General features: G+C 61.9%; 11 protein-coding genes and 1 pseudogene. 2 read left to right on the top strand and 10 right to left on the bottom strand.

Going from position 1 to position 22,920, the window contains the following annotated elements; translation table 11 throughout:
* Positions 1-43 precede the first annotated feature (43 nt).
* From Pan216_RS00940 to Pan216_RS00970, 7 genes are all read right to left on the bottom strand, one after another.
* Entirely contained in the window at positions 44-6,820 is a 6,777-nt protein-coding gene (locus tag Pan216_RS00940) for a beta-ketoacyl synthase N-terminal-like domain-containing protein (RefSeq protein ID WP_145253520.1), read from the bottom strand.
* Positions 6,820-14,169 (bottom strand): type I polyketide synthase, encoded by a 7,350-nt coding sequence (locus Pan216_RS00945; RefSeq protein ID WP_145253523.1) that lies wholly within the window; start codon positions 14,167-14,169, stop codon positions 6,820-6,822. The genes Pan216_RS00940 and Pan216_RS00945 overlap by 1 nt, the downstream gene beginning before the upstream one ends.
* Before the next feature lie 85 nt (positions 14,170-14,254).
* Entirely contained in the window at positions 14,255-15,835 is a 1,581-nt protein-coding gene (locus Pan216_RS00950) for a PfaD family polyunsaturated fatty acid/polyketide biosynthesis protein (RefSeq protein ID WP_419193123.1), read from the bottom strand.
* Positions 15,836-16,325: 490 nt separating this feature from the next.
* Positions 16,326-17,060 (bottom strand): 4'-phosphopantetheinyl transferase family protein, encoded by a 735-nt coding sequence (locus Pan216_RS00955; RefSeq protein ID WP_145253528.1) that lies wholly within the window; start codon positions 17,058-17,060, stop codon positions 16,326-16,328.
* 264 nt (positions 17,061-17,324) lie between these two features.
* Positions 17,325-17,765 (bottom strand): sll1863 family stress response protein, encoded by a 441-nt coding sequence (locus Pan216_RS00960; RefSeq protein WP_145253531.1) that lies wholly within the window; start codon positions 17,763-17,765, stop codon positions 17,325-17,327.
* Positions 17,766-18,142: 377 nt separating this feature from the next.
* Positions 18,143-18,310, bottom strand: coding sequence for a DUF1328 domain-containing protein (locus Pan216_RS00965; RefSeq protein ID WP_145253534.1), 168 nt, complete (start codon positions 18,308-18,310; stop codon positions 18,143-18,145).
* A gap of 421 nt (positions 18,311-18,731) precedes the next feature.
* Positions 18,732-19,883, bottom strand: a complete 1,152-nt coding sequence (locus Pan216_RS00970; RefSeq protein ID WP_419193124.1) for an SGNH/GDSL hydrolase family protein — start codon at positions 19,881-19,883, stop codon at positions 18,732-18,734.
* Between the two features lie 290 nt (positions 19,884-20,173).
* Between Pan216_RS00970 and Pan216_RS00975 the strand changes: the two genes are divergently transcribed.
* On the top strand, positions 20,174-20,710 hold the full coding sequence (locus Pan216_RS00975; RefSeq protein ID WP_419193706.1) for a DUF6444 domain-containing protein: 537 nt from the start codon (positions 20,174-20,176) through the stop codon (positions 20,708-20,710).
* Positions 20,592-21,275 (top strand): annotated as a pseudogene (locus Pan216_RS00980) (IS66 family transposase); the annotation flags it as partial. The gene Pan216_RS00975 and the pseudogene Pan216_RS00980, both read left to right, overlap by 119 nt.
* Here Pan216_RS00980 and Pan216_RS27930 read toward each other — a convergent pair.
* The 3 genes from Pan216_RS27930 to Pan216_RS00990 form a co-directional block, all read right to left on the bottom strand.
* Positions 21,230-21,739: a hypothetical protein gene (locus tag Pan216_RS27930; protein ID WP_419193125.1), complete on the bottom strand. Its 510-nt coding sequence runs from the start codon at positions 21,737-21,739 to the stop codon at positions 21,230-21,232. The pseudogene Pan216_RS00980 and the gene Pan216_RS27930 sit on opposite strands and share 46 nt — an antisense overlap.
* A 2-nt stretch (positions 21,740-21,741) precedes the next feature.
* Complete coding sequence (gene tnpA, locus Pan216_RS00985) at positions 21,742-22,095, bottom strand: IS66 family insertion sequence element accessory protein TnpA (protein WP_145253546.1); 354 nt, start codon at positions 22,093-22,095, stop codon at positions 21,742-21,744.
* Between the two features lie 137 nt (positions 22,096-22,232).
* On the bottom strand, positions 22,233-22,907 hold the full coding sequence (locus Pan216_RS00990; RefSeq protein WP_145253549.1) for a hypothetical protein: 675 nt from the start codon (positions 22,905-22,907) through the stop codon (positions 22,233-22,235).
* Positions 22,908-22,920 lie beyond the last annotated feature (13 nt).

A 22,920-nucleotide genomic window follows, 5' to 3' on the forward strand; every position in this document is an offset into this window, starting at 1 on the left:
ACTTTCGCCGCCGTCGCAGCCTGTTGAAGATCACCGCGCGACCTCAACGCGATCGCCGAATCGCCGACAAAGCCATTCTGGGAACCCCGTAGATTCGGGTGCCATCCACCCACAAGTACCCGCGAGCGATCGTGGTCACCGCGTCTTCCAGCCTCTTAACCTCGAGAATCTCGAGTTCGAGGGTGACAAGCTTGCTGTGCGGCAACACTTGTCCTCGATAGGTCCACGCGACCTCCTCCTCCGTTCCCAACGCCTCGAACCGGATGTCGTGACCCGACGGAAGGAGACCTTGCGACTCCATTGCGTAGCGCTGGAGCTGGACCATCGCCTCCAAACCCAAACTTCCCGGCTGCACGGGGTCCTGGAAGAAGTGAGACTTGAAGTAGAAATCGTCCGGCGCGATGTCCCGTTCCGCGCGGAATCGTCCGAGGCCGGCCGATCCACCCCTCGGCCAGTAGCCAGTCACCCGATGGATCATGCAAAGCCGTCCCGTGCCCACGCCAAGAGCACCCGGCAGCGTCAGGTCCACCTGGTAGTCGGACGGAGCCGCGAGGGCGCTCTGTTCCTCCTCCGTCGGTGGCAATCCGACCTGTCCCGCGAGCGCGTCGCGGGTGAAGAAGCCGAAGCTTGTTTCAAATTCCGACACCCGTTCGGCGCCGGCGTGGCACTCCGTGCGAAACGCGACGATCGTCGTCCCACCGAAGCGGTTGTGCTTGGTGAGTTCAGTCCTTGTGACGAGAGTTCCCGTGTCGGGGCCAACGTCGCGATGAACGATCCCCTTGCCATCGAGGTTTCTGAAATAGAGCCGTTGCTCACTACGGACGGGAGTCCCACCGAAGGTGGCCAACCATCCACAAGGCTGCAAGTTGGTTTCGAGCAACAGTCCAAACGGCATCGTGCCGCTACCACTTTCCGTGAAATACCAAGCGTCGGGCGGTACGTCGTATTCGACGACGACCGAACTTCCCACCCGAACCACCCCCGGCTCGGCGTCCAGACCAGTCACCCTCGTCATCTGGTGAAGGGGTGGACTCGGTAGACGCGGACACGAATCCGGTCCGTCGAACCGCTCGTAAAGCTTCCCGAAGGCGTCCGACGGTCGACCCGTCGCGCAGCTCTGAAGAGCCCGCTCGTCCAACGGCAACCCGTCCAGCGTCACGACCCGGTCCACGGCCGAGGCATCCGGGACAATCGACTCCAGATCGAGCAGCGAGTCGGGCGCCAGCTTGATCGCGATGCGAGGACAATTGAGCGCTTTCAGCCCATCGACCGTACACAGCACCGAGGCGATCAGGATCGGCTCCGGCCCTTCGTGAACTTCCCTGATCCACAGTTCCGTCACCATCCGCTTCGAGTTCGGCAGCACTTGGCCACGGCAACGAAGTTCGAACTCCTGCTCCGCCAGCGGTTCGAACTGCCAACCGTCTCGCTCGAGCGTGTAGCCGAACGCGGTGAGATAGATGGCCATGCATTGTTGGACAGAGTCGCAGATGAGGGTCCCCGGCATCACCGGATCATTGAGGAAGTGCCCTTCAAAGAACCAGTCGTCCGGCGCGATGTCTCGGATGGCCCGCATGTAGCCCCTCTTCCAGGGACCTCCGTGCGGATCAATCACCTCGACCTCGTGAACGAGCTGCATGCGTGGAGTGGTCGGCGTCGGCGTTCGCGAGTGCGTTTTCGCCATCGCGTAGTCGGTGCCGAAACAACCAACGACATCTCCCCGGAAGAGAGCGTCGACCTGAGCGCGGCCGAGGGATCGAGGCACGTGGGCGACCACTGGTTCGTCGACACGACCTTCCGGCGGAGCCTCCGCGGTTTCGATGCTCCACACGACCCCACCCGACTCTTCCAGTTCACGATCGGAGAAGAAGCCGGCATGCCCGTTGCGAACGGACATCACCCGCTCGTCGCCGATGTAGCCGTCGTAGTGAAAGAAGAAGATTCGGATATCGCCGTGTCGTACGTGTCGGTCGATGTGGATCTCATAGCGAATGGTTTCGCCCGCGACCGCCGGGTGACGGTGATAGGTCAAGTCACAGCCGAGAAGACGATAGACACGCTCGCCACGGTTCTCGAAATCCGCCCCCATGTACGAAATGAGCGTGAGGTCCGCTTGGCCGGCTTCAATCATCACTCCGGGGGCGATCCGTCCGTGGTGGATGTACCAAGCATCGGGATGCACGTCGGTTTCGGTCCAGATCACGCCGCTGCTGGCGACGCCCGGCTCGGCCTCCAGACCGATGATGCGATCGACGAGCAAGACCGGGGGTAGTGGAAGCCGGACTTGGCGCTCGTAGTGATCCTGTTGCTCGAAGAGCGGGCCGAAGACCTCCGAAATCTTGCCACCGGCAAGCTTGAGCACATCGTCGTAGGCGAACGCCAGCCCTCTCGGCTGGCACACCGTACACACGGTCTTGGGAACGAAGGGTTTCTTCCGCTCGGGCGCCGACGAGGGCTTGCTCCCGGTCCCAGCCCCCTCCACGCCTGGGGACATCGGTGTCGCCTTCGCCGATGCGCCGACACGTTTCGGCGGGAAAGAGGGGGCTCGATCGCGAAGGGAGGCAATCCGATCCGAAAGCTGACGCTGCATCTGACCACGATAGGCGAGGAACTCCTCATGGCCTGACTTCAACTTCGCGACATAGTCCTCGAAGAGCTTCAGGTTGTTCGCCGACACCGTTCGCGTTGACGTCCCCTGCGCGACTGTCTCTTCAATCCGCCGCTCCAACTCTTGACCGTCTTCGGACGAGAGCAGACCCGTGAGCGGAGCGACCGCTTGCGTGCGATCGTCCCGGATCGCATGTTCCGGACCGCTTTCCGCGACCGCCGTGATCGGAGCCAACCGGTTCGCGACCATGGAAGTCGCCCCTAGTCTCACGGGCGGCACCATCGGTGGCATCGGCACCAACTGCGAGGTCTCCCGTGCCACAAGCTCTGGGCGTGGGACAGCAACCGGGTCGACGCGATCACCGACCTCATGCTCAATACGATCGTTCTTCACAGATTCGGCCTTTCGAGGTTGAAGGCTTACCGGCGCCAATTCAGGAAGATGTCCGGCAAAGGTGAACGCAATGTCGGGTCGAGCCATGGTGGGAGGCCGACGCGAGTCGATCTCGTGGAGGTGCTCATTCCATGGAGCAATGTCGACGGCCACCCCCGCCGACCACAACTGGGCCGCGGCGAGCGCTGTTTGCAGCAGCGCCCCACGCTTCTTTCCCGCGTCGAGAGATACGGCCACGTGAGGACGAGTCCCCAGATTCGCACTTAGCCACTGAGTACAGAGATCCCGAGCGCCATGCTCGACGAAGATCCTGGCGCCATCGGCATAGACCGCCTCGACCAACTTCGGATAGTCGATCATCTCCGTCGCGTTCGCGACGTAGGCGTCCGCGAATGTCTCCGACGTCAATGGGTAGGGCTTCCTCCATACACCGGAGTAGAATCGCAAGTTGTCGGGAACGTTGAGTTTCATCGTGTGGGTGTGACGAAGAATCTCCTCCGCCCCAAACGCCTCGGGGACGTGGAACGTGAGTCGGTAGTCCGACACTTCAAACCGTGTCGGCCGCCCAAGCCGAGCAAACGCTCGCTCACAAGCCGATCGCTGCCCGGCGACCACGAGATCTTGCTGGGTATGGATGATGGCGAGATGAACTCTCGGTTCCGAGGCGATCGCTTGACGGATGTCGTCCACCGACCCGAAGACGCGCCAAAGCGTCCAGTCGACCGCTTCCTCGTTGGGAAGCCGCCACGCCCGCCGGGCGGTCTCGAAGTCACCGGCCAGATGTCGCTCGAAGTACTGGCGGTCCTTGAGCCGCTCGAGCACGCCAACGTACTCTTCGATCGGAGTGATCCCCATCGCGAGTGCCGCATCGAGCTCTCCCGACGACAACCCGAACGCGATCTGAAACTCCAGTCCGAGGATCTCGCGCGACACGCGGCTGTGCAGATAGGTCAACCACTTATTGCCAACCAGCTTCTCGTAGGCTTGGGGATCCGGTGGCCCCTCGGGCCGAAACCAGTCGCTGATCGCCCGAGGAAACGGAGCCCGGCGCGTCGCGTCGTCGGCCAGCTCTCGGAAGGTTTCGATGATCTCTATCCCCATCAAGGGGTAGGCGGCGGCTGCCGACGATCCCAAGAGCGCGACCTTGCCCTCCATGGGACGGTCGTACGCGAACGACTGCCGATCTCCCGACACCACCGGACCATCGGCACTCGCCAACATCTCGGCCAGCGTCCTCGCCCGCGTTCGGCACTCCTCCTCGTTTCTCGCGACGATCGCCGCGCGAGCGGGTCCCGTCCCTGGGTTGTCACTCGTGATCTGCCCTCGCCGGAGTGCGTCGACGAGTGCGGAGCGGTCCTGACCGGAGAACCCATAGATTCGCGGAAAGAAGGTGGAGGCGAGATGAGGGCCGCGCCTCATCGCGGGTGACTCGCGAATCACCAAGGATTGCGTTGATCCGCCAAGTCCTTCCGCGTCGAGGCGAACGGATCGTCGACCCGGACGCGCCACCCAGGGCTCCGCCTGCCGATGGATGCCCACCGGTTTTCGACGAGAGACGATCGAGGTGATAGCGGCCGCGACGCCAAGCAATCCCGACGCGGCATGGGAGTCCCCGAAAAGCTCGTTGACGAGGCCGCGACCATCGCTCTGTGTCCAGTGGAGTTGGTTGTCCGGCTCTTCCTCTCCCACGACCAGTTTCGATCGTTCGAGAATGGCCAAGACTTCGTCCCCGGCGTCGCGGGCATCGTCCAACCGTTTGAGACAGAAGACAACGCCCGCGTCGGCACTCTCGACGGTTCGTCCTCGCAACTCGGAGATTGCGGCGTCGTGGATCGGATTGACCGCGAAATGACTCGCGCCCACCAGGGCCGCGTCCAACTCGCGCATCGCCAGCGCCCGGGAAGCGAGCTCCAGGGCATGCAGCCCCGCAAGTTCCTCCCCAAAGAGCGTGAAGCTCGACCCTTGAAAGTCGTGAACCATGTTGATCCGGTTGGCGAGAATGTTCGCCATGCAACCCAGGGTGCGTGCCGCGTTGAGGGCCGGACTCATCTGAGTCGCCGCTTCGCGCAGCGACCCGTTGAACTCCGGTGTTTCCCTCTCCATGTAGAGGAACCGAGTGCGCAACGCCGTCTGACACGTCTCCGGAGACCCGCCGGTTCCGAGGAACACGCCGGTCGATTCGCTTGGCAAGTCGAGGTTGTTGATCGCGCGTTGAACGAGCCCGACCGGAAGAAGGTGGCTTGCCAAGCAACGCTCGAGATCGCGAGGGGCGAAAGGAGTTGTTCGTCCATCGAGCACGATCTCGTCGATCGAACTCTTGGTGGGCGGTTCCCCCGTGAGCAGCGAATTCGCAAACGTCGACCAGTCCTCCGCGTTCCCGGCCCGAACGGCCACGCCAACGACGGCAATCGCTGGCCTATCCCCATCCCGAGTCATCGAGGAATGATCGGACGCCGTGGAGCTCGGCAGCCCACCAAGCGCATGCTGGCGCCGTGGAGGTTGATACTCCTCGACGATCAGGTGCGCGTTGGTGCCGCCGAAACCGAACGCGCTCACCGCCGCACAGCGTGGGCCCTCCGCGTTCCAGTTCTCCGCTTTGGTGAGGACGCGTAGACGACTTTGGGACAGTTCCTCCCGCAGAGGTCCGGTGATTCGAGTTGGTGGAAGGGTACGCGACTCAAACGCCGACAACACCTTGAACAACCCCGCGACACCGGCGGTCGTGATCGAGTGTCCCAGGTTCGACTTGAGCGACCCGATCGGCACTTCGCCGCCCCGCGGCAGCAGTTCGTCAAGCGCGGTGAGTTCGACCCCGTCGCCTACGGGAGTTCCGGTCGCATGACACTCGACGAGCGAGATACGCCGCGGCGGCACTCCTGAGTTTTCGTACGCCGACTTCATCGCGCGAAGCTGGCCCTGCGGACTCGGCGCCAGGAACGTTCGATGCCGTCCGGTGTTGCCGACACCGACCCCACGTACCACGCCGACGATCTCGCAGTCCCGAGCCACCGCGTCCTCGAGTCGCATCAGCGCGACGATACCGGCTCCCTCGGAGGGAACAAGACCGTTGGCGCCTTGCTGGAAGGGCAGACTTTCCCCCGTCGGGCTAAGCGCCGTCAACGCACTGAACCCGCCGTGAATCAAGAGGGGGTCGCTGCCGTTCACCGCGCCAGCCAGCATCAGATCGGCACGGCCGTCATGAAGCCAGTCGCAGGCCAACTTGATCGCGTAGAGCGAACTGGCACACGCGGCATCGAGGGAGTAGGCGCCTTCGGTCAGTCCGAGGCAGTCTGCGACGAAATGCGCGCCGAACCCAGGATGGAAGATGTTTCCCGGATGCACCTCTCGCGGAAGCCACGGTGCGGGAGTCCCCGCACGCCGCAAGCTGACCCGTTCGGCGTACTGAATGAACGACGTCGAAGGGTAGCCAAGGTAGCCGAGAAACATCCCCGCCCTCACGCTCCCGGACGTCGGCGGGAGCTTCGCCTGCATCATCGCTTCGCGACTGGCGTGCAGCAACCAGTGAAGGTGCTTGTCGAGTGCGAGGATCTCCTCCGGGGTCCGGACGAAGCCGTTCGGATCGAAGCGCTGATCGAAGTCTCGAACGTAGCCGCCACGAGTCGTCGGAATCGATGGCAACTCGGGGTCGACGTACGTCTTGGGCGACATCAACTCGGGAGGTACCCACCAACGGGACGGCGAGACCTCCGTCAATAGGTCACGGTTGTCCACGACCGCTCGCCACAGGTCCTCCCGAGTATGGGCCCCAGGTAGAACACAGCCACAGCCGACGATCGCGATCGGAGAGAAACTCTTCATCAACGCACGGGCTCCACGTTCTCGACACGCACGGTCGCGGTGACGCCGTGCAATTGGGCAACCAACCGACCCTGTTCGTCGCGAATCAGCAACTCGAACTTGCCGGATATGGAGTTGACCGTCAGCGTCCGCATCTCGCACTGGATGCGGCGACCGACTCTCCCGTAGGCGACATACTCGTCGAACCGTAGCGGTAGGCCTTTCTTCCCAAGTCGGGTCGTGAACCAAATGAGAGCGAATTGGAGAGCGGCTTCGGTCGCGCGGGCGGAGGTTGCCCAAGTCTCGTCAAATGCCCCCGGGCGTTCCCCAAGATCAACCCACGCGGTGCCTCCCTTCTCATCAAACCGGTCCAACTCCCAACCAAACCGGAAGGCCGGACCATGGAAGAGAACGTCTCGGTAGATCGAGTCATCGGCGATGTCCCACGAACGTGCGTACGTTCGCGGCCCCGTATCCGCGGGTGCCAACGGTCGAACCGTCGCCTGTTCGATCACCGCTTCGTAGGCCGTCTGTCCATCCCACTCCATCTGGGTGAGGAGGGTGGAATCGCTCTCATCCCCGTATTGACGAGCCGTGATCCGTAGCCGATGGGGCGACCCGTTCGGTGGCAAGAGCACGGGCTTCAACACCTTCAGGTCCCGAACCCGGGTGACTGGCCGTCCAGGATGAACACCGTCCGCGACTCGTACGAACCACTCGAGAGCCAAGACCATCGGCAAGATGGGCACACCATCGACGACATGGTCGAGAAGGTACCGATCGCTATTCGGATCGGCGATGACGTCGACAACGACGCCCGAAACGCCCGGCGCCAGACCGATGTTGGGTGAAGCTCCGACCACCACCTCGACATCGCTACCGTCGGCGATGGCAAGCTCACTGGCGAGTGCCTTCGGACCATCGGAGAGTGAGATCAGGGGAACGCCCAGGGCTTCGAAATGGGCCTTGAGGGCGGGCGTCACCATGCCGGCATCCCATGGCCCCCAACCGATGGACTTGACGACGCAGGCCGCGCCTCGGCGCTGTTTCTCGACGCGGGCCACCTTGTTCAAGACCTCGTTCGCCATCGCGTAGTCGCACTGGCCGAGGTTTCCGGTTCGGGCGGCGATGGACGAGAAGAGACAGATCAGCCGCAACGGATCCTGCCTGGTGGCTTCGAGAAGACAACGCAAGCCATCGACCTTAGTGCCGAAGACGCGTTCCCATTGCTCGGGCGTCTTGTCGACGATCCGCTTGTCCGCGAGTACTCCGGCCGCATGGACGAGCCCGTGAATGGCTCCCCACTTCCGTCGGATACTCGCGAGTGTCTTCTGAAGTTCGGACTCGCTCTGAACATCGACCGAGAAATACTCGACCGTGGCCCCAAGGGCTTCCAGTCGCTCGACATTCGTCCGAATCTCACGGCACGCCAACAGTTGTCGGACTTGGCGGTCGATCTCCGTGAGCACCAGCGGTTCGCCAGCACGCTTTCTCTCTTGAACCACGGCCTTTTTGAGCGAAGCCTCGTCAAGGGATGAGGCGAAGACCGCGGGCTCCGGTTCCAACTCCGTTCGCCCCAAGAGCGCCAGTCGGACACCTCGACTTGCCAAGGATTCGAGAGCCTTGGCCGTGACTCCACGAGCTCCTCCCGAAACCAGCAAGACCGTCTCCCGATCGACCACCAGGCCCGAGGACGAAGTCGTCGCCGACGCCGCACGTTCCACGCTCTTTACCACGTGGCGTCCCCCGTCAGAGGGAAACCCCACTTCCTGCTCCGGCCCTCCGAACAACAGTTCCTGGGCGATGGTCGCGGCAACCTCTTCAAAGGACCGGCCACGGCAGTCAACGTCGATCACTTTCGTTCCAACGTCGTTCCACTCCAGCGCCGCCGTCTTTACCAAGCCCGCCAATCCTCCGAGCCACGCTTGCTGGGGTTCGACGGGGTTGCAGCAGAAGGCTCCTCCGGTGTCCTGCACACTCACGAAGACGCCGCCGCTGGGATTCGTCTGTGCGAAGGCTTTCGCGACATGGAACGCCCGTCGCTGAATGTCGATGGTCTCAGCAACGCTGGCCATCCGCCGGAGACCGCCAAGGAAGATCACGCCTCGCGCATCGGGAGGCAACTCCGGCGACACTTCGACCTCGAGGCCCAATGGCCGGAGCCGTTCGGCTAGAGCAAAGGCGATCTCGACCTCCGATTGGTGGTCGTCCTTCTCGCTGGCGATCAGCACAAGGGGGCTCGCGTCGAGCAAGTTGCTCAACGCGAACCCGGAAGGAGCGTTTGGCGTCATTTCCACGACAAATCGGGGCAGATTGTGGTCCGACTCCGACAGAATCGACGTGGAACTCGACGATTTTGGTGCTTGTTCTTGCAAATCCGTCGACGTCCCAGCCGACTGCTGGACGTAGGCAAGAATCTCCCCGAGCGTCGCCATCTTGAACATCGCTTGCGGATCGAGACCATTGAGCGACGGAAGTTCGCTCTCGAGATCACTTAGGATCTCCACCCGCTTGATCGAGTCGATACCGAGCGCCGACTCGATGTCGGCATCGAGGTCCAACAGCTCGGGGGGATAGCCCGTCTTTTCCGCAACAACGCCGAGGAGCGTCGACCGCAGTTCGCCATTCGCCGCCACCGGTTCGGGAGCGGGTTCCGCGACGGCGGTGGCCGACGAGGTCGTCCCTACTGCACCGCCAGCCGACTGCTGGACGTAGGCGAGGATCTCCCCGAGCGTCGCCATCTTGAACATCGCTTGCGGATCGAGACCGTTGAGCGACGGAAGTTCGCTCTCGAGATCACTTAGGATCTCCACCCGCTTGATCGAGTCGATACCGAGCGCCGACTCGATGTCGGCATCGAGGTCCAACAGCTCGGGGGGATAGCCCGTCTTTTCCGCAACAACGCCGAGGAGCGTCGACCGCAGTTCGCCATTCGCCGCCACCGGTTCGGGAGCGGGTTCCGCGACGGCGGTGGCCGACGAGGTCGTCCCTACTGCACTGCCAGCCGACTGCTGGACGTAGGCGAGGATCTCCCCGAGCGTCGCCATCTTGAACATCGCTTGCGGATCGAGACCATTGAGCGACGGAAGTTCGCTCTCGAGATCACTTAGGATCTCCACCCGCTTGATCGAGTCGATACCGAGCGCCGACTCGATGTCGGCATCGAGGTCCAACAGCTCGGGGGGATAGCCCGTCTTTTCCGCAACAACGCCGAGGAGCGTCGACCGCAGTTCGCCATTCGCCGCCACCGGTTCGGGAGCGGGTTCCGCGACGGCGGTGGCCGACGAGGTCGTCCCTACTGCACCGCCAGCCGACTGCTGGACGTAGGCGAGGATCTCCCCGAGCGTCGCCATCTTGAACATCGCTTGCGGATCGAGACCATTGAGCGACGGAAGTTCGTTCTCGAGATCACTTAGGATCTCCACCCGCTTGATCGAGTCGATACCGAGCGCCGACTCGATGTCGGCATCAAGGTCCAACAGCTCGGGGGGATAGCCCGTCTTTTCCGCAACAACGCCGAGGAGCGTCGACCGCAGTTCGCCATTCGCCGCCACCGGTTCGGGAGCGGGTTCCGCGACGGCGGTGGCCGACGAGGTCGTCCCTACTGCACTGCCAGCCGACTGCTGGACGTAGGCGAGGATCTCCCCGAGCGTCGCCATCTTGAACATCGCTTGCGGATCGAGACCATTGAGCGACGGAAGTTCGCTCTCGAGATCACTTAGGATCTCCACCCGCTTGATCGAGTCGATACCGAGCGCCGACTCGATGTCGGCATCGAGGTCCAACAGCTCGGGGGGATAGCCCGTCTTTTCCGCAACAACGCCGAGGAGCGTCGACCGCAGTTCGCCATTCGCCGCCACCGGTTCGGGAGCGGGCTCCGCCTTCATGGAGGATGTCGCCACAGATTCGCTCGTCTCGGGAGTAGGCTGTTCGCTCCGCGGCTCTGTTTCACGCCCGAAACCCTCTTTCGACGGGTACTCCAGTCGCGGCAAGTCGGCGAGTTCGAGCGAATGCCCCGACTCCGCCGCTTGAAGGTAGGCGTGAAATGCCTCTTGGAGTGCCGACTGGTACGCCGAGTGAGCCTTGGTCGTGTCATCGATCAAATACCGAAGTTCCGACCGCAAGGATTCCTCTTCCGGACAACCAGACTCTTGGCAACCCGACGACTTCGCTGTCTCGACGTCATCCCTCGCGGGTAGTGATTCGCGCTTCGCTGGCGTCGCTGACGACTCTTTCGAATCCGAGCCGGGCTCCAGTCCAGGGATGCCCAGCCGGCCACCAAAGCCAGCCGGCTCCTTGGTCGCGGACTTCTCCGATCCGTTGCCCGCAGTCATTTCGGTCTCTTTCTGAGGCGATGGAGTCTGGATGTGTGTCGAGGCAAGACGTGGAGGAACGGTCTTTGGGGGACGGGCGGGCGCTTCGGGCTCTACAGAAGGACCACCAACCGGCGGGTGGCTCGTTCCGGAGGAAGGGGGCTCGGATGTTGACGGCTTGGGGTTTCGACGAGTCCTCTGTTCAACCGGATCGGGGTTCCGGGAAGGATAGGGACGATCGTGGTTGGCACCATCGATCATGATCACATGCTTGAGCTTCTTTGGATCGGGGAGCACGACGTCGTCGTAGTCCTTCCAAAGATACGTCCAGTTGATGTCGACGCCATGGACCGCGAGCGGTCCCAGGGACTGCCAAAGCGTGGTCCATCCATCCCGTCTCTTGGCATCGAACGAGACCGCGAGGTGTGGGCGGTCGCCGAGACACTCATCGACGAGTTGCGAGAGAACACTTCCCGGACCCACTTCGACAAAGGTTCGTACCCCATCTTGGTAGAGGCGTTCGACCGTTTGATGGAAGCGGACCGGATGGCTGAGTTGAGCGGCTAGACGATCGCCAATCGCTTGAGGATCGGCGGGGTAGGGCATCGTGTCGGTATTGCCATACACGGGGACCTTGGGACTCCCGAGCGGAAGCGTCCGAAGGAACTCGCCGAACGGCTTCGAGGCGGCGGACACGTTGTGCGAGTGGAAGGCGGCGGCGACTGGCAACCGTCGGCAAAGGACCTTCTCTGTTCGCAACTGGGACTCAAGTCGACCAACGGCTTCGACGGGCCCCGCGACCACCACTTGTGTGGGAGAGTTGTAGTTGGCGGTCGTCAGTTCGGGGAACCGACTGGCCACCAGTTGTTCCACGCGCTTGGCGTCCGTGAGGACCGCGATCATCGCGCCGGGCGCCTGTCCCGCGGCCTGCGCCATCAGCTCGCCGCGTTTTCGCGCCGCGCGCAAGAGTGACTCTTCCTCGAGGACGCCCGCCGCACAGAGCGCCGTCAACTCCCCGAAACTGTGTCCCACGGCGCAGTCCGGCTCCAGCCCCAGTTCCTTCACCAGCGCCAGAACGCCCAGGCTCGTCAAGCCGAGAGCGGGCTGAGCCACGGCAGTATCGCGCAAGTGCTCGACGAGCCGCTCTTCGTCCTCCGAAGTGAACACCGGATGGGGAAAGACAACTTGAGAGAGCCGAACCTCTTCGTTCGCCATGATGTCGGCGTGGCGATCCCATACGTCGCGTACGCAGTCAAAGTGAACCAGCAAGTCGCGCGTCATGCCGAGATACTGGCTTCCTTGTCCCGGAAAGAGGTACGCCACCCGTCCCGGTTCGGAACCGTTGGCATACCACAATCCTCCGCGGTCGACGATCGGTCGCGAGGGATCACGCTGAAGATGCTCCGAAAAGGCTTCGATCCGAGTCTCGAGTTCTTCGGCACCTCCGGCGATGATCGCCAGGCGACAAGGCCGACTCGTGTCGACGCCGAGTTGCAAGCGCCGGGCGACATGCTCGATCGCGCCCGCGTGGGAGCGATGCGATACAAGCTCCTCAAGGGTTGCGCGGCATTGCTCCAAGAGTGTCTTGGGATCATTCGCCGACCAGAGGAGCAACTCGTTCTCGGCCGTTCGCAAGCGGCGTGCGTTGGGTGCACCGCCCGTGTACTCTTCCAGGGCGATATGGAAGTTGGTTCCCCCGAAACCGAAGGAACTGACCGACGCTCGGCGCGGATGATCGGCGCCGCGAATCCAAGGACGTGTCTTGGTGTTGAGGTAGAAGGGACTCTCCTCGATCCCCAGTTCGGGGTTCGGGACATCGACTTTGATCGTCGGAGGTAGAACCTTGTGACGCAGCGCCATGACGGCCTTGAAGAGCCCCGCGACCCCGGCCGTGCACTTCGTATGACCGATCTGCGACTTCACGGAGCCAAGGGCACACCACGTCTTGCCATCAACACCCGCTTCCTTGGCGGCATCGCCGAACACGCTCTTGAGACTCGCGAACTCCGCGGCGTCGCCCGCTTTCGTCGCGGTGCCGTGCCCTTCGACGAGCTCCACCGTCGTCGGCGAGTAGCCGGCTTGCTCGTAGGCGCGGCGAAGAGCTCGCGCTTGCCCTTCGGGGCGCGGAGCGTAGATGCTCTTGGAGCGACCATCGGACGAACTTCCCACCCCGCGAATGACGCCGTAGATGCGATCACCGGAACGCTCGGCGTCCTCGAGCTTGCGCAACGCCAGCATCGCCAGCCCTTCGCCGAGCAACGTCCCGTCCCCCGACGCGGCGAAGGGTCGGCAGTCGCCGCTGCGGGACATGGCGGGCGTCTTGGAGAAACAGAGGTACATCAAGGGAATGTTGATCGCATCGACCCCTCCCGTGATGACGAGATCGCTCTGGCCCGATTGCAACAACCCGACCGCCATCGTCAAGGCCGCCAGCGAACTGGCGCACGCGGCGTCGACAATGCAATTGGTTCCACCAAGATCGAGCCGGCTCGCGACACGCCCAGCGACCACGTTGCCGAGGAGCCCCGGGAAGGTACTCTCCTTCCACACGGGAAAGAGTTCTTTGATCTTTCCGACCGCCTCGTCGATCGCGTTCTCCTCGAGCCCGTGTCGCCGGAGTCCCTCGCGCCACTGCGGCTCGCCAAGACGAGCACACATGTCGCCAAGCAGTTGCGTGGCGCCGGTGTTTCCAAGCACGACGCTCGTCCGCTCGCGATCGACGTGGCGGAACTGTCCGCCGAGGGCGTCGTTGACCACACGATCGGCGACGATCATCGCCAAGAGTTGCGAGGTATCCGTCGTCGCGAGCATCTTCGGCGGCATGCCATAGGTCAGGGGATCGAACGCGACGGGTGAGAGAAAACTTCCCCGCTTGCTGTACGTCCGGTCGGGCGTCGATGGATCGGGTGAATAGAGGTCGTCGATCAGCCAATGGCTGCGCGGAACGTCACTGATCAAGTCCTTCGCGGCGAGGATGTCCCGCCAAAAACCATCGCTGTTGCTCGAACCAGCGAAAAGGACACTCGCGCCGGTAACGGCGATCGGATCGAAGGCCATCGTGAACAGTCTCCTGGGGCATCGGTCGAACTAGGGTCCATGGTCCGCATCGCGACGGAAAGAGCGGCACCGTTGGAGGGGAACATCACTTGAGACGGAGAGGTCGGGGACGGTAGCGGAAGCCGACGGATGGAACGTCGACCCCGTAAGAACGAAGCTGTTGCGCGCGGGTGATCGCGGCGGCGCCTTCCAGCAAGTTGAGAGCCACCTGGACGACCGTCCGGTTGGCCGGTTCTTCGAGGAAGGAACCTTTCGCCCATTGATTGAAGCTGCCCATCGCGGGACCACACCAGACTTGGTAGTCGACGGCTCGTTCGGTCTCGCCTTCAATCGCCCAGCGGCTCGCCTTGCCCAAATACCAGCGGAAGACAAGCGCCATAAGGTGCTTGGGATCGCGGTCGGCGAGTTCCACCTGGCTTGGATCGCGTTTGGACCAGAAGGCTCGCGTCTCCGCCCATACGTCGTCGATCGGCCGACGGAAGACTTGTTGTTCGAGGCGGCGACGTTCGGCGTCGGGGATCGCGTCGATTCCGCCATAGCGGCGGTAACAATCGTAGAGTTGCTGGGCACGCCCGGCGAACATCGTCCCACGTCGGAGCACTTGCAGCTTGATGCCTTGTTCAAACATGTCCGCGGCGGGCGCCATGACGACATCCGCGAGTCCCGCGGTCGCGAGCATCTGCTTGGCCTCGTCGGCGACACCTGCCTCGAGGCACGCCTGGTTCACGGAACCGGTGAGCACGTAGTCGGCCCCATGGGCGAATGCGGCCGCGATCGACGCGGGAGTCCCAAGCCCTCCAGCCGCCCCAACACGGGCGCGACATTCGTCTCCAAGCTCCTCGACGATCTGGTTGCGAAGCTCGACGATTGTCGAAAGTAGGGCGGGCAGCGGACGATTGTCCGTGTGCCCTCCCGAATCGGCTTCGGCGGTGATGTCCTCCGCCACGGGAAGTCCCGAGCCCAGGTCGGCTTCCTCTCGGGTCAGCTTTCCTTCGGCGACCAACGCCGCGACGATCTTCGCATCCGCCGGCCGAAGGAACCGCTCCGCGACCTCCGGACGCGATACTTTGGCGAAGAGATGGTTTGGCCGCTCAATAGTTCCGTCCGCCCGGCGACTGAGCCCGCTGTAGGCGTACCAGACCGCGTTCGGCGATGAGTTCATGAACGCGGACGCCGAGACTCGTCTGACCTCATGCCGAAGTAGGAGCCGCACGTTGGCTTCTTCAAGTGTCGGTTCGTTGGGAGAGTGGATCAGGTTGACGCCCCATGCCCCACCGGAGTCACCGAGCGCCTTCTTGATCTCGACGATTCCCTTCTCCACGTGTTGCGGGCCAAGCCCCGCGGCTCCATAGAAGCCCAACATCCCACCACGTGCCATCGCGATGACCATCGCCGGGGTGGCGATCCCATTGGCCATCGCTCCCGCGACATAGGGGAACCGCACGCCGTGGGACTCGAGGAAGCTTCGATCGCCAAGCCACTCGGGGTACAACGCCGGCAGCATGCCGACCGACTCGATCCCTTCGTCCGCACTGGCGAGAAGGGATGCGGTCGACAGGTCATCGACCGCCGTTGCTCCGATGAGCCCCGTTTCTCGCTGCCGATAAATGCCGGCGGGCCGTCTGAACTGATCGACCGCCGTGAGAATCGACGTCCTTCCGAACACCTCGTCGATCGTCGATGAGGTGCACGTTGCCGATGGGAGAACAGGCATATACTCGTCCAGAAATCAAGCAAATTCTAGATGCTCGCGATGACGCTCACGCAATAGTACCCACTTTGATAGCCTCGAATGTTTCAGGTCAGCGAAGCTATGTTGAAGACTTCGCAAAGAACGTGGGACTTTCTCACGAGGGTGGCTTCGATCGCTCCTCGCGGGGAGCCGTTCGAGACGAGAACGTGGACCTGATCACCTAGCGAGCGCGTCGGAACATGCATTCTCACTCAACCCTCGGGCGGCTGAGCAAACAGACACCGGCCTTGCCGTTTCTCGATCGATGCCCACCAGGCGAGAACCAGGAGCCGCGGCCAGAACCAACGAGAAGAGACGTTGGTGACTCCGAGGGCTCGCCAAGCAACTTCGACATCGAGATCGGTCGAAACAACGGTGCGCGGCCGGCATCGCTTGACGGTCTGCTCGATTGACTGATCGCCGCTCAGCGACCGTCGGGAAAGCAGTGGCGATAGGTGGAATCGTCGCCAACCTGCGTCACGTCAACCTGCGGTTCGCTGGAACGAACGGCCAAGGACGCGTGGTATCCCGCTGGCGCGGCAAGGGTCCAAAGCGTCCACTCTCGCGGGTGGATGCTCGCCGACTTGGACCGAAGGATCTTCGGGTCGCGCCTGGGGTCCAAACAGACTTCAACGCTTGTCAGTGGCGTCCGCAGTCCGTCGCCATGCGCCTTCAGCAAGGCCTCTTTACGCGTCCAGCCTGCGAAGAATCCATCGCGACGCTGGGTTTCTGGCAGGCGACGAAGCTGGTCCAGTTCCGCCGCGGAGAAGATGCGGTTCTCCAACATCTCTTGCGCCGTCAACGCACGCACCCGCTCGATATCAACACCAACCGGTGCGACCCGAGCGACAGCAATCAAGGCGAAGTCGCCACTGTGCGAGAGGTTGAAGTGCAAGGAACTGTTTCCCGTCAGACCTGGCTTCCGAGAAACGGCGTATTCGAAGCGAACGTCGGAGGGAGACACCGACAAGTACTGGCCAAGGAGATGGCGGAGGGCAACCCGACATCTCGTGAACGATTCTCTCGGCGCGTCGAATCGGTACTTCTCGGCCCGAACCGCCTCGTCCGCCGACAGTGCCGCGATCCCTCGATCCCACGACTGGTCGAGAGCGACCAGCCAGACGTGAATCGCACGGCATCCGAGAGAGAACGACGTCATCAAAGCTTCTCCAGGTCGTCGCCGTGGCTGTCGCGAGAAGCATTGATAAGAAGCGCGACGTGAAAACCAAGATGGCGGTCCCAGCGGGCAAGCGCCGAGGACCGACTCACGATCACGAGTCCAAGTTGGAGAGAAGAGTGTGGACCAACAAAGCGAAAGCCTCGCCCTCTCGGACCGACCGCTGAAAAACGCGAAGAGCCGCACCCCTTGATGGCGTGCGGCTCAGGCAATCGTGTCAGATCTAACAGTCCGCTCAATCGGCTGTTAGTTGAGTTCGGCGACCGCGTTCTCGTAGGAGTCGTGAAGCTTGTCCAACGCGGAACTCATACCCTGCTTCATCTCTTCCCAAGCGTCACCGGTCGAGTCCTTGATCTTCGCGAGCTGCTCCTTGCTCTCGTTGTACTGTTCCTTCAACGAGCTGACGGCTTCGTTCAGCTCATCTTTGGCGTCGTCGGACGCGTCCGCGGCTTTGTCTTGCAGAGACTCGATGTTCTCCTCCAGCTCGTCGAGCTTCTCTTGAGTGTGAGCGACGAACTTGTCTTTCGTCTCTTCCGCGTTATCCGACGCGGTCTCGATCGATTCACTAACCTTGTCGACGGAGTTCTCGGCAGTCGTCTCGTGAGTCGGCGTGTTGTCCGCGCAACCAAGCGTCATCGTCCCAAACGCGATCCACGCCGCCAGCAACGAATAGTTACCTAAGTTCATCTTACTTCTCCCAAATGTGTTCTGATCAGCGTTAAGGCTGCCACTAACAGTCCGTTGATTGAAGCGAGCCAAGGCGAGAACGAGCCATGTTGGCCAATATCAAGGAGAAGCGCAGGCGAATCCTTCGATTCGTCGACTTTTCTCAACGCCGAGATTGGTCAAAAGAGCCGTTCACAGCCGGCAGCGAATAGATCAACGGGTTGTTCAAGCTACGTTCTTTCTCTTCGCCCACGGGCGCTAGCGTCTCCTACTCCCAGTGAGAGCAGTTTCGGCCAAGCAGTTGTCGATCGTTCGGAATCCACGTTGACTTCCAACGCCACGCGAAGGCGGCGTTCCGGCGCGAGAGAGAACGAGAACTCTCCCCCGCGCCACCCCGATTAGACCGTTCGTCGCGTGCGTCCGAAGATGAGCGACGCCACAAACAGCACGAGGAAGACAACAAACAAGATTTGCGCGATATTCGCGGAGATGCCCGCGACGCCTCCAAAACCCAAAACGCCGGCAACCAACGCGATCAACAAGAAGGTAAGTGCCCAACCCAACATGTTCTCTCCCTTTCCTTATCTCATTGAGAGGCACTCCCCTGCGTTCCCAGTGAACGTGGCGAACACCACCGCTTGTGGTCGTGGGGGTGTCGCCAGGTGGCCTCTCGTTCTCGACATTGAGATGTAATGCAGCCCGGATGCCAATCGGGCAGAAAGATGGCCACTGCGCGGCGAAAGAGTGTGTTTTCGGCACCAATCGCCCGAAAGCACAATTGCCGCGTTCGTTCAAGTGGACAGAAAGAAGACAGCCTGGTTGGGCGTAAACCACCGCTCCGCGCGAAGGCGACTCGCCGCGGCCGTTGCGGCGACACCCGATCACCGACGTGGAATGGTTGAGGAGTTGAGGAGGGACGGCGCGAAACGCTGTGACACGCCGCGAGCCCAGTTTCAGGCTCGCGGGCTGATGATTCTCCGCGGCCAACTACGACTTTGGTGCCAAGACCGGTCGAAGCGTCTCCTCGAAGGCGTCCGCCTGACGGACAAAGCCGAGATCGTTCGGATGGGAGCTGTCCACGGTCCCTTCACCATCGTCGCCCAACAGATTCTCGCCCTCGATGTAATAGAGGTTCTTCACTCCGGCCTTCTTCAAGGCTTCGTAGGCGGCTTTCAGCGCCTTTCGGCTCGCGAGATTGCGCGTCCGTTTCGAGGAAACAAGAAACGAGTCGGCGTACGAACGATCCTCGACGAGAACGATCGGCGTGTCGGGACGCTTCTCCCGAATGATCTTCACCAACGGCTCCGTCCGAGCCGCGACATCCTTCGCGACCACGTTCGGCAGGCAGTCAATCACGTAGACCGATGCATCGATCTCGGTCAATAACTCGGCCACTTCCGGCTCGAGCCGACCGTTTCCCGAGAACCCCAGGTTGATTATGGGGCGTTCGAGACGACGACCGAGAATCGCGGGGTGGGTCATGCCGGGCCGAGTGGCGCACGCGCCATGGGTGATCGACGTACCGTAGAAGACCATCGGTTTGCGCTGCGACCGCGGACGGGGAGCGGGGACGAAGACTTGAGCGTTCTCCGGCACGCCGATCTCCAACGACTCGACACCGTTGTAGAGCGGAAGATAGAGCATGTACGCGCGTTTCTCCTTGGGGAGATTGCTGACAAGTGTCGCCGTCGTTTCCTTGCCCTTCGGTCTCCCGTTCGCCAGCCATCGCCAACCCTTCGGAGTCATCACGTAGAGGTCGAGACCGCTCACACCGGTCGCGGGCATGTGCGGCATCTCGAGCCGGTCGGACGTGAGCTTCCATCGGGCCAAGATCGTTGTCGCATCGGTCTCGAAACGAATCACGATCCCCGACGAATGGCGACTCAAGCTCCAAACGGACCCTCGAACTTTCGACTCCGCCTTTGCCGGAAGCCGATCATACGGCGACTTGAGATCGCTCCATCCTTGTCCCTCGACATCCAGCGCTCGGGCGTCGTACCAGCGGATCTTCTTCTTGGTGTCGAGCGACGACTTGCTAGGGTCGACCAGCGACGCCGCCTTCACTAGCGGCGACGGGAACAATAGCGCGGATAGGGCGAGGAAGAGAAACAGTCGGTTCTGTAGCGAACGATGAAACACGGCGAGCATCTCCCGGGAGTGATCGAGGACGACGAAACGGAGTGAATTCGATCCGCACGCGATGGTATCACACCGAGCCATTCCCGTCGGGCCGAATTCGGCAAAACGACTCCCGATCGACTCGGTGGCCGTCGCGTCCCTCCCGCGAACGTGAGTCCGCCGAGCTATCGTCAGAAGATTCCATCGTAACCGTTCACACCCTGTGAGTTGGTCTTTTCACGAAAGGGAGTTCGTGAGAGAATTCGTTCATGACAGGGAAGTCGAAGATACCTCCTGAACTCGCGGCCCAGATGACGCCGGAGGTGCGTGCCTTCGTCGAGTCGTTGCTGCTGCGAATCGCGGAATTGGAAGAGGCACTTGGCCCTCCCAAGAACCCGCGGAACTCGTCGCTGCCTCCCGGCTGTCAGCATCCACATGCCAAAACACCACGCAAGGCGCCGCGATCGAAGCGGAAGCGCGGTGGCCAACCAGGTCATAAGAAACACGAACGTTCCTTGGTTCCCACCGAGGAATGCCAGGAAGTCGTGACGCTGCTGCCGAAGACCTGCCGGCGTTGCGACACACCGCTGACGGGAGAGGACTCCGATCCGTTGCGGCATCAAGTGTGGGAACTCCCCGAGATCAAGCCGATGATCACGGAGTACCGTCGTCACCGACTCGCTTGTCCTTGGGGCCGACGAGACGCCGACCAAGCAAGCGGGTCAGAAGGCATGGTTGTGGACCTTCGTGGCCAGCACCTTCACCCTCTTCACGATGCGTGGCTCGCGGGCGGCTACCGTGCTGAACGAACTGCTTGGCGAGAACTTCTCGGGCGTCGTGATGTGTGACCGAGCCAAGATGTACTGGCAGCTTGGCCGCCTGCAGTGGTGTTGGGCTCATCTCAAGCGTGACTTCCAAGCCTTGATCGACAGCAGCGACTGTCAAGTCAAACGCCTGGGGCATGATCTGATGCGACCGACCAAAAGACTCTTTCGCGAATGGGCACGCTGCCGAGACGGAACCATCACACGCCGAACACTCAAACGTCGTCTGACTCCCGTTCGTCGCGAGATCGAGCACTTGCTGCTGCGCGGTCTCTTTAGCGGAAACCCGAAACTGATCGGCATGTGTCGGGAACTCTACGACCATCGCGAATGGCTCTGGACCTTTCTCGATCACGATGGCGTCGACCCGACCAATAACCTCAGCGAACGTTCGCTACGTCACGCCGTGATCTGGAGGAAGCTCTCGTTCGGCACTCAGAGCAACGCCGGCAGTCGCTTCGTCGAAACCACACTGACCGTCATCGAGACCTGCCGACAACAATCCCGCGACCTCTTCACCTACCTCACCGACGCCGTCGACGCTCATTTCCGATCGCAACCCTGCCCATCCGTTGTCACCAATCCGTGAACGGTTACCCCAGACATCATCAATTCGTGGGGCGATATCGTCAACAAACACGGCTTCATAGTTTTCTTGCTGAACATCTCAGCGTGTTTGTCATACAGTTGACGAAAGTAGTAACGTGGATCTCTTGGGTAACCTGCAGCGTTCGTATTGGATGTGTTGGCTCCCCTCATGTCGACATTGTTTCTACTGTTAATGTATGAATCCGGAATCGTCGAGCGAAGAGACATGGACCTTTGGATTGCGACGGTTCGGACATATGCAGCCGCTCCGGCGACCCACCCGAGTCCGGTCAGCCACAAGGCGACAGCAGCTGCGGTACGTTCCCGATCATTCTCTGCCAAGATGTAAGCGTTGAGAGCTTCTTTGGCAGCGATTTCTGCGGCGAGCGAGCCCATGAAAGCTCTTGCGCATGTCGACCGGTTCCCGAGCCAGGAAGATCCGCACCTGATGGGAGATCGACCCATGCTCAGCCCTCCCGGGCCCCATCGAGGGCGGCAAGCACTTGACGCAAGGCGTCGCAGTCGACTTGGGCCGGCGCCCGCACGATGTAGCCTCGGGGATGAACGATCTCAATCACGCTCGTCGTTTCGGGGACCACCCGCAACGCGACGAACGGCGACGGACACGCCCCACCGCCACCGACCGCAGGCGAACGTTTCTCTTGTCGATCGCGTCGCTGTAGCTCACGCCGCCAGCCGTAGAACGACGCCTCCGAAATCCCCTCTTCCCGGCAGAATCTCCGAACGCTCTGCCCGCTCTCCTCTTGCCGATGAACGACCTTCCGCCAATACGCTTCCTTCTCCGCACAACGAACTCGCAACTTCCGCCTCGCGACAAACCAGGGCCAACCACCCCAAGCCTACCGCAACCCACAAGACGCCACCGTTGCAACGCTCACGGCCAAGCTGCATCAGCTCGAACCGCCTTCGCTGGTACCATCACGCGAGCACTAACATCCTACCCAACACGCCCGCCGATCAAACCCCGTGAACGCGCACTGATGATCGACGATTCGACGGTGCCCGCACTGAACAAGTAGATGCCACCACTACCGGTCGCTTTGCTGTTCGTGATCGTCAGGCCGTCGAGCGTCAGACTTTCGCGTGAGTAGATCGCTCCACCCGATGACTGAGACGGGTCTGGACCATCCGCGTAGCCTCGCGTCAACGTCATGTCACTGAGCGACACGATTCGATGGGCGCCGGTATGGTCAGTCACCGAAAAGATCCGCGAATTGTCCTGTGCATCAATCGTCAGTTTGTCGGCACCCGGACCGGCGATGGTGAGATCGCGAGTGATCCTGATCTCCCCGTTGCTCAAGGGAATCGTTCCCTCGAGACCGTCGGCGAACTCGATCACGTCGGCGGCGTCATCGGCATTGGCGGCGAGGACCGCTTCCCGGAGCGAGATGGAACCATCCGTCCCTGGGCTGGCGAGGAGTTCGTTGATGTTGGCGGTGTTGCCATCGACATGGTCGGTCAAGTTCGTCACGGTCACGTGCGCCGGCACCGCGCGCTCCTCGAGCCGTTCGAGATGACGCGGCGACTGCCGATCTAGAGAACGAGGGGACGCGAGGAACCGCTTGAGCCGGGAGAGGGGACGACGAACGAGGAGCGAAGTCAGGGGCAGCATGGGCGGTGAGTCT

Source organism: Kolteria novifilia (assembly GCA_007748055.1).
GTDB lineage: Bacteria > Planctomycetota > Planctomycetia > Kolteriales > Kolteriaceae > Kolteria > Kolteria novifilia.

Excerpts from the sequence above, each read along its gene's own strand:
- Pan216_RS00960 (WP_145253531.1), bottom strand. The coding sequence starts at position 17,765 with ATGAACTTAGGTAACTATTCGTTGCTGGCGGCGTGGATCGCGTTTGGG.
- Pan216_RS00975 (WP_419193706.1), top strand. The coding sequence starts at position 20,174 with ATGACGCCGGAGGTGCGTGCCTTCGTCGAGTCGTTGCTGCTGCGAATC.
- Pan216_RS00945 (WP_145253523.1), bottom strand. The coding sequence starts at position 14,169 with ATGGCCTTCGATCCGATCGCCGTTACCGGCGCGAGTGTCCTTTTCGCT.
- Pan216_RS00955 (WP_145253528.1), bottom strand. The coding sequence starts at position 17,060 with ATGACGTCGTTCTCTCTCGGATGCCGTGCGATTCACGTCTGGCTGGTC.
- Pan216_RS27930 (WP_419193125.1), bottom strand. The coding sequence starts at position 21,739 with ATGGGTCGATCTCCCATCAGGTGCGGATCTTCCTGGCTCGGGAACCGG.
- Pan216_RS00940 (WP_145253520.1), bottom strand. The coding sequence starts at position 6,820 with ATGAAGAGTTTCTCTCCGATCGCGATCGTCGGCTGTGGCTGTGTTCTA.
- Pan216_RS00990 (WP_145253549.1), bottom strand. The coding sequence starts at position 22,907 with ATGCTGCCCCTGACTTCGCTCCTCGTTCGTCGTCCCCTCTCCCGGCTC.
- Pan216_RS00965 (WP_145253534.1), bottom strand. The coding sequence starts at position 18,310 with ATGTTGGGTTGGGCACTTACCTTCTTGTTGATCGCGTTGGTTGCCGGC.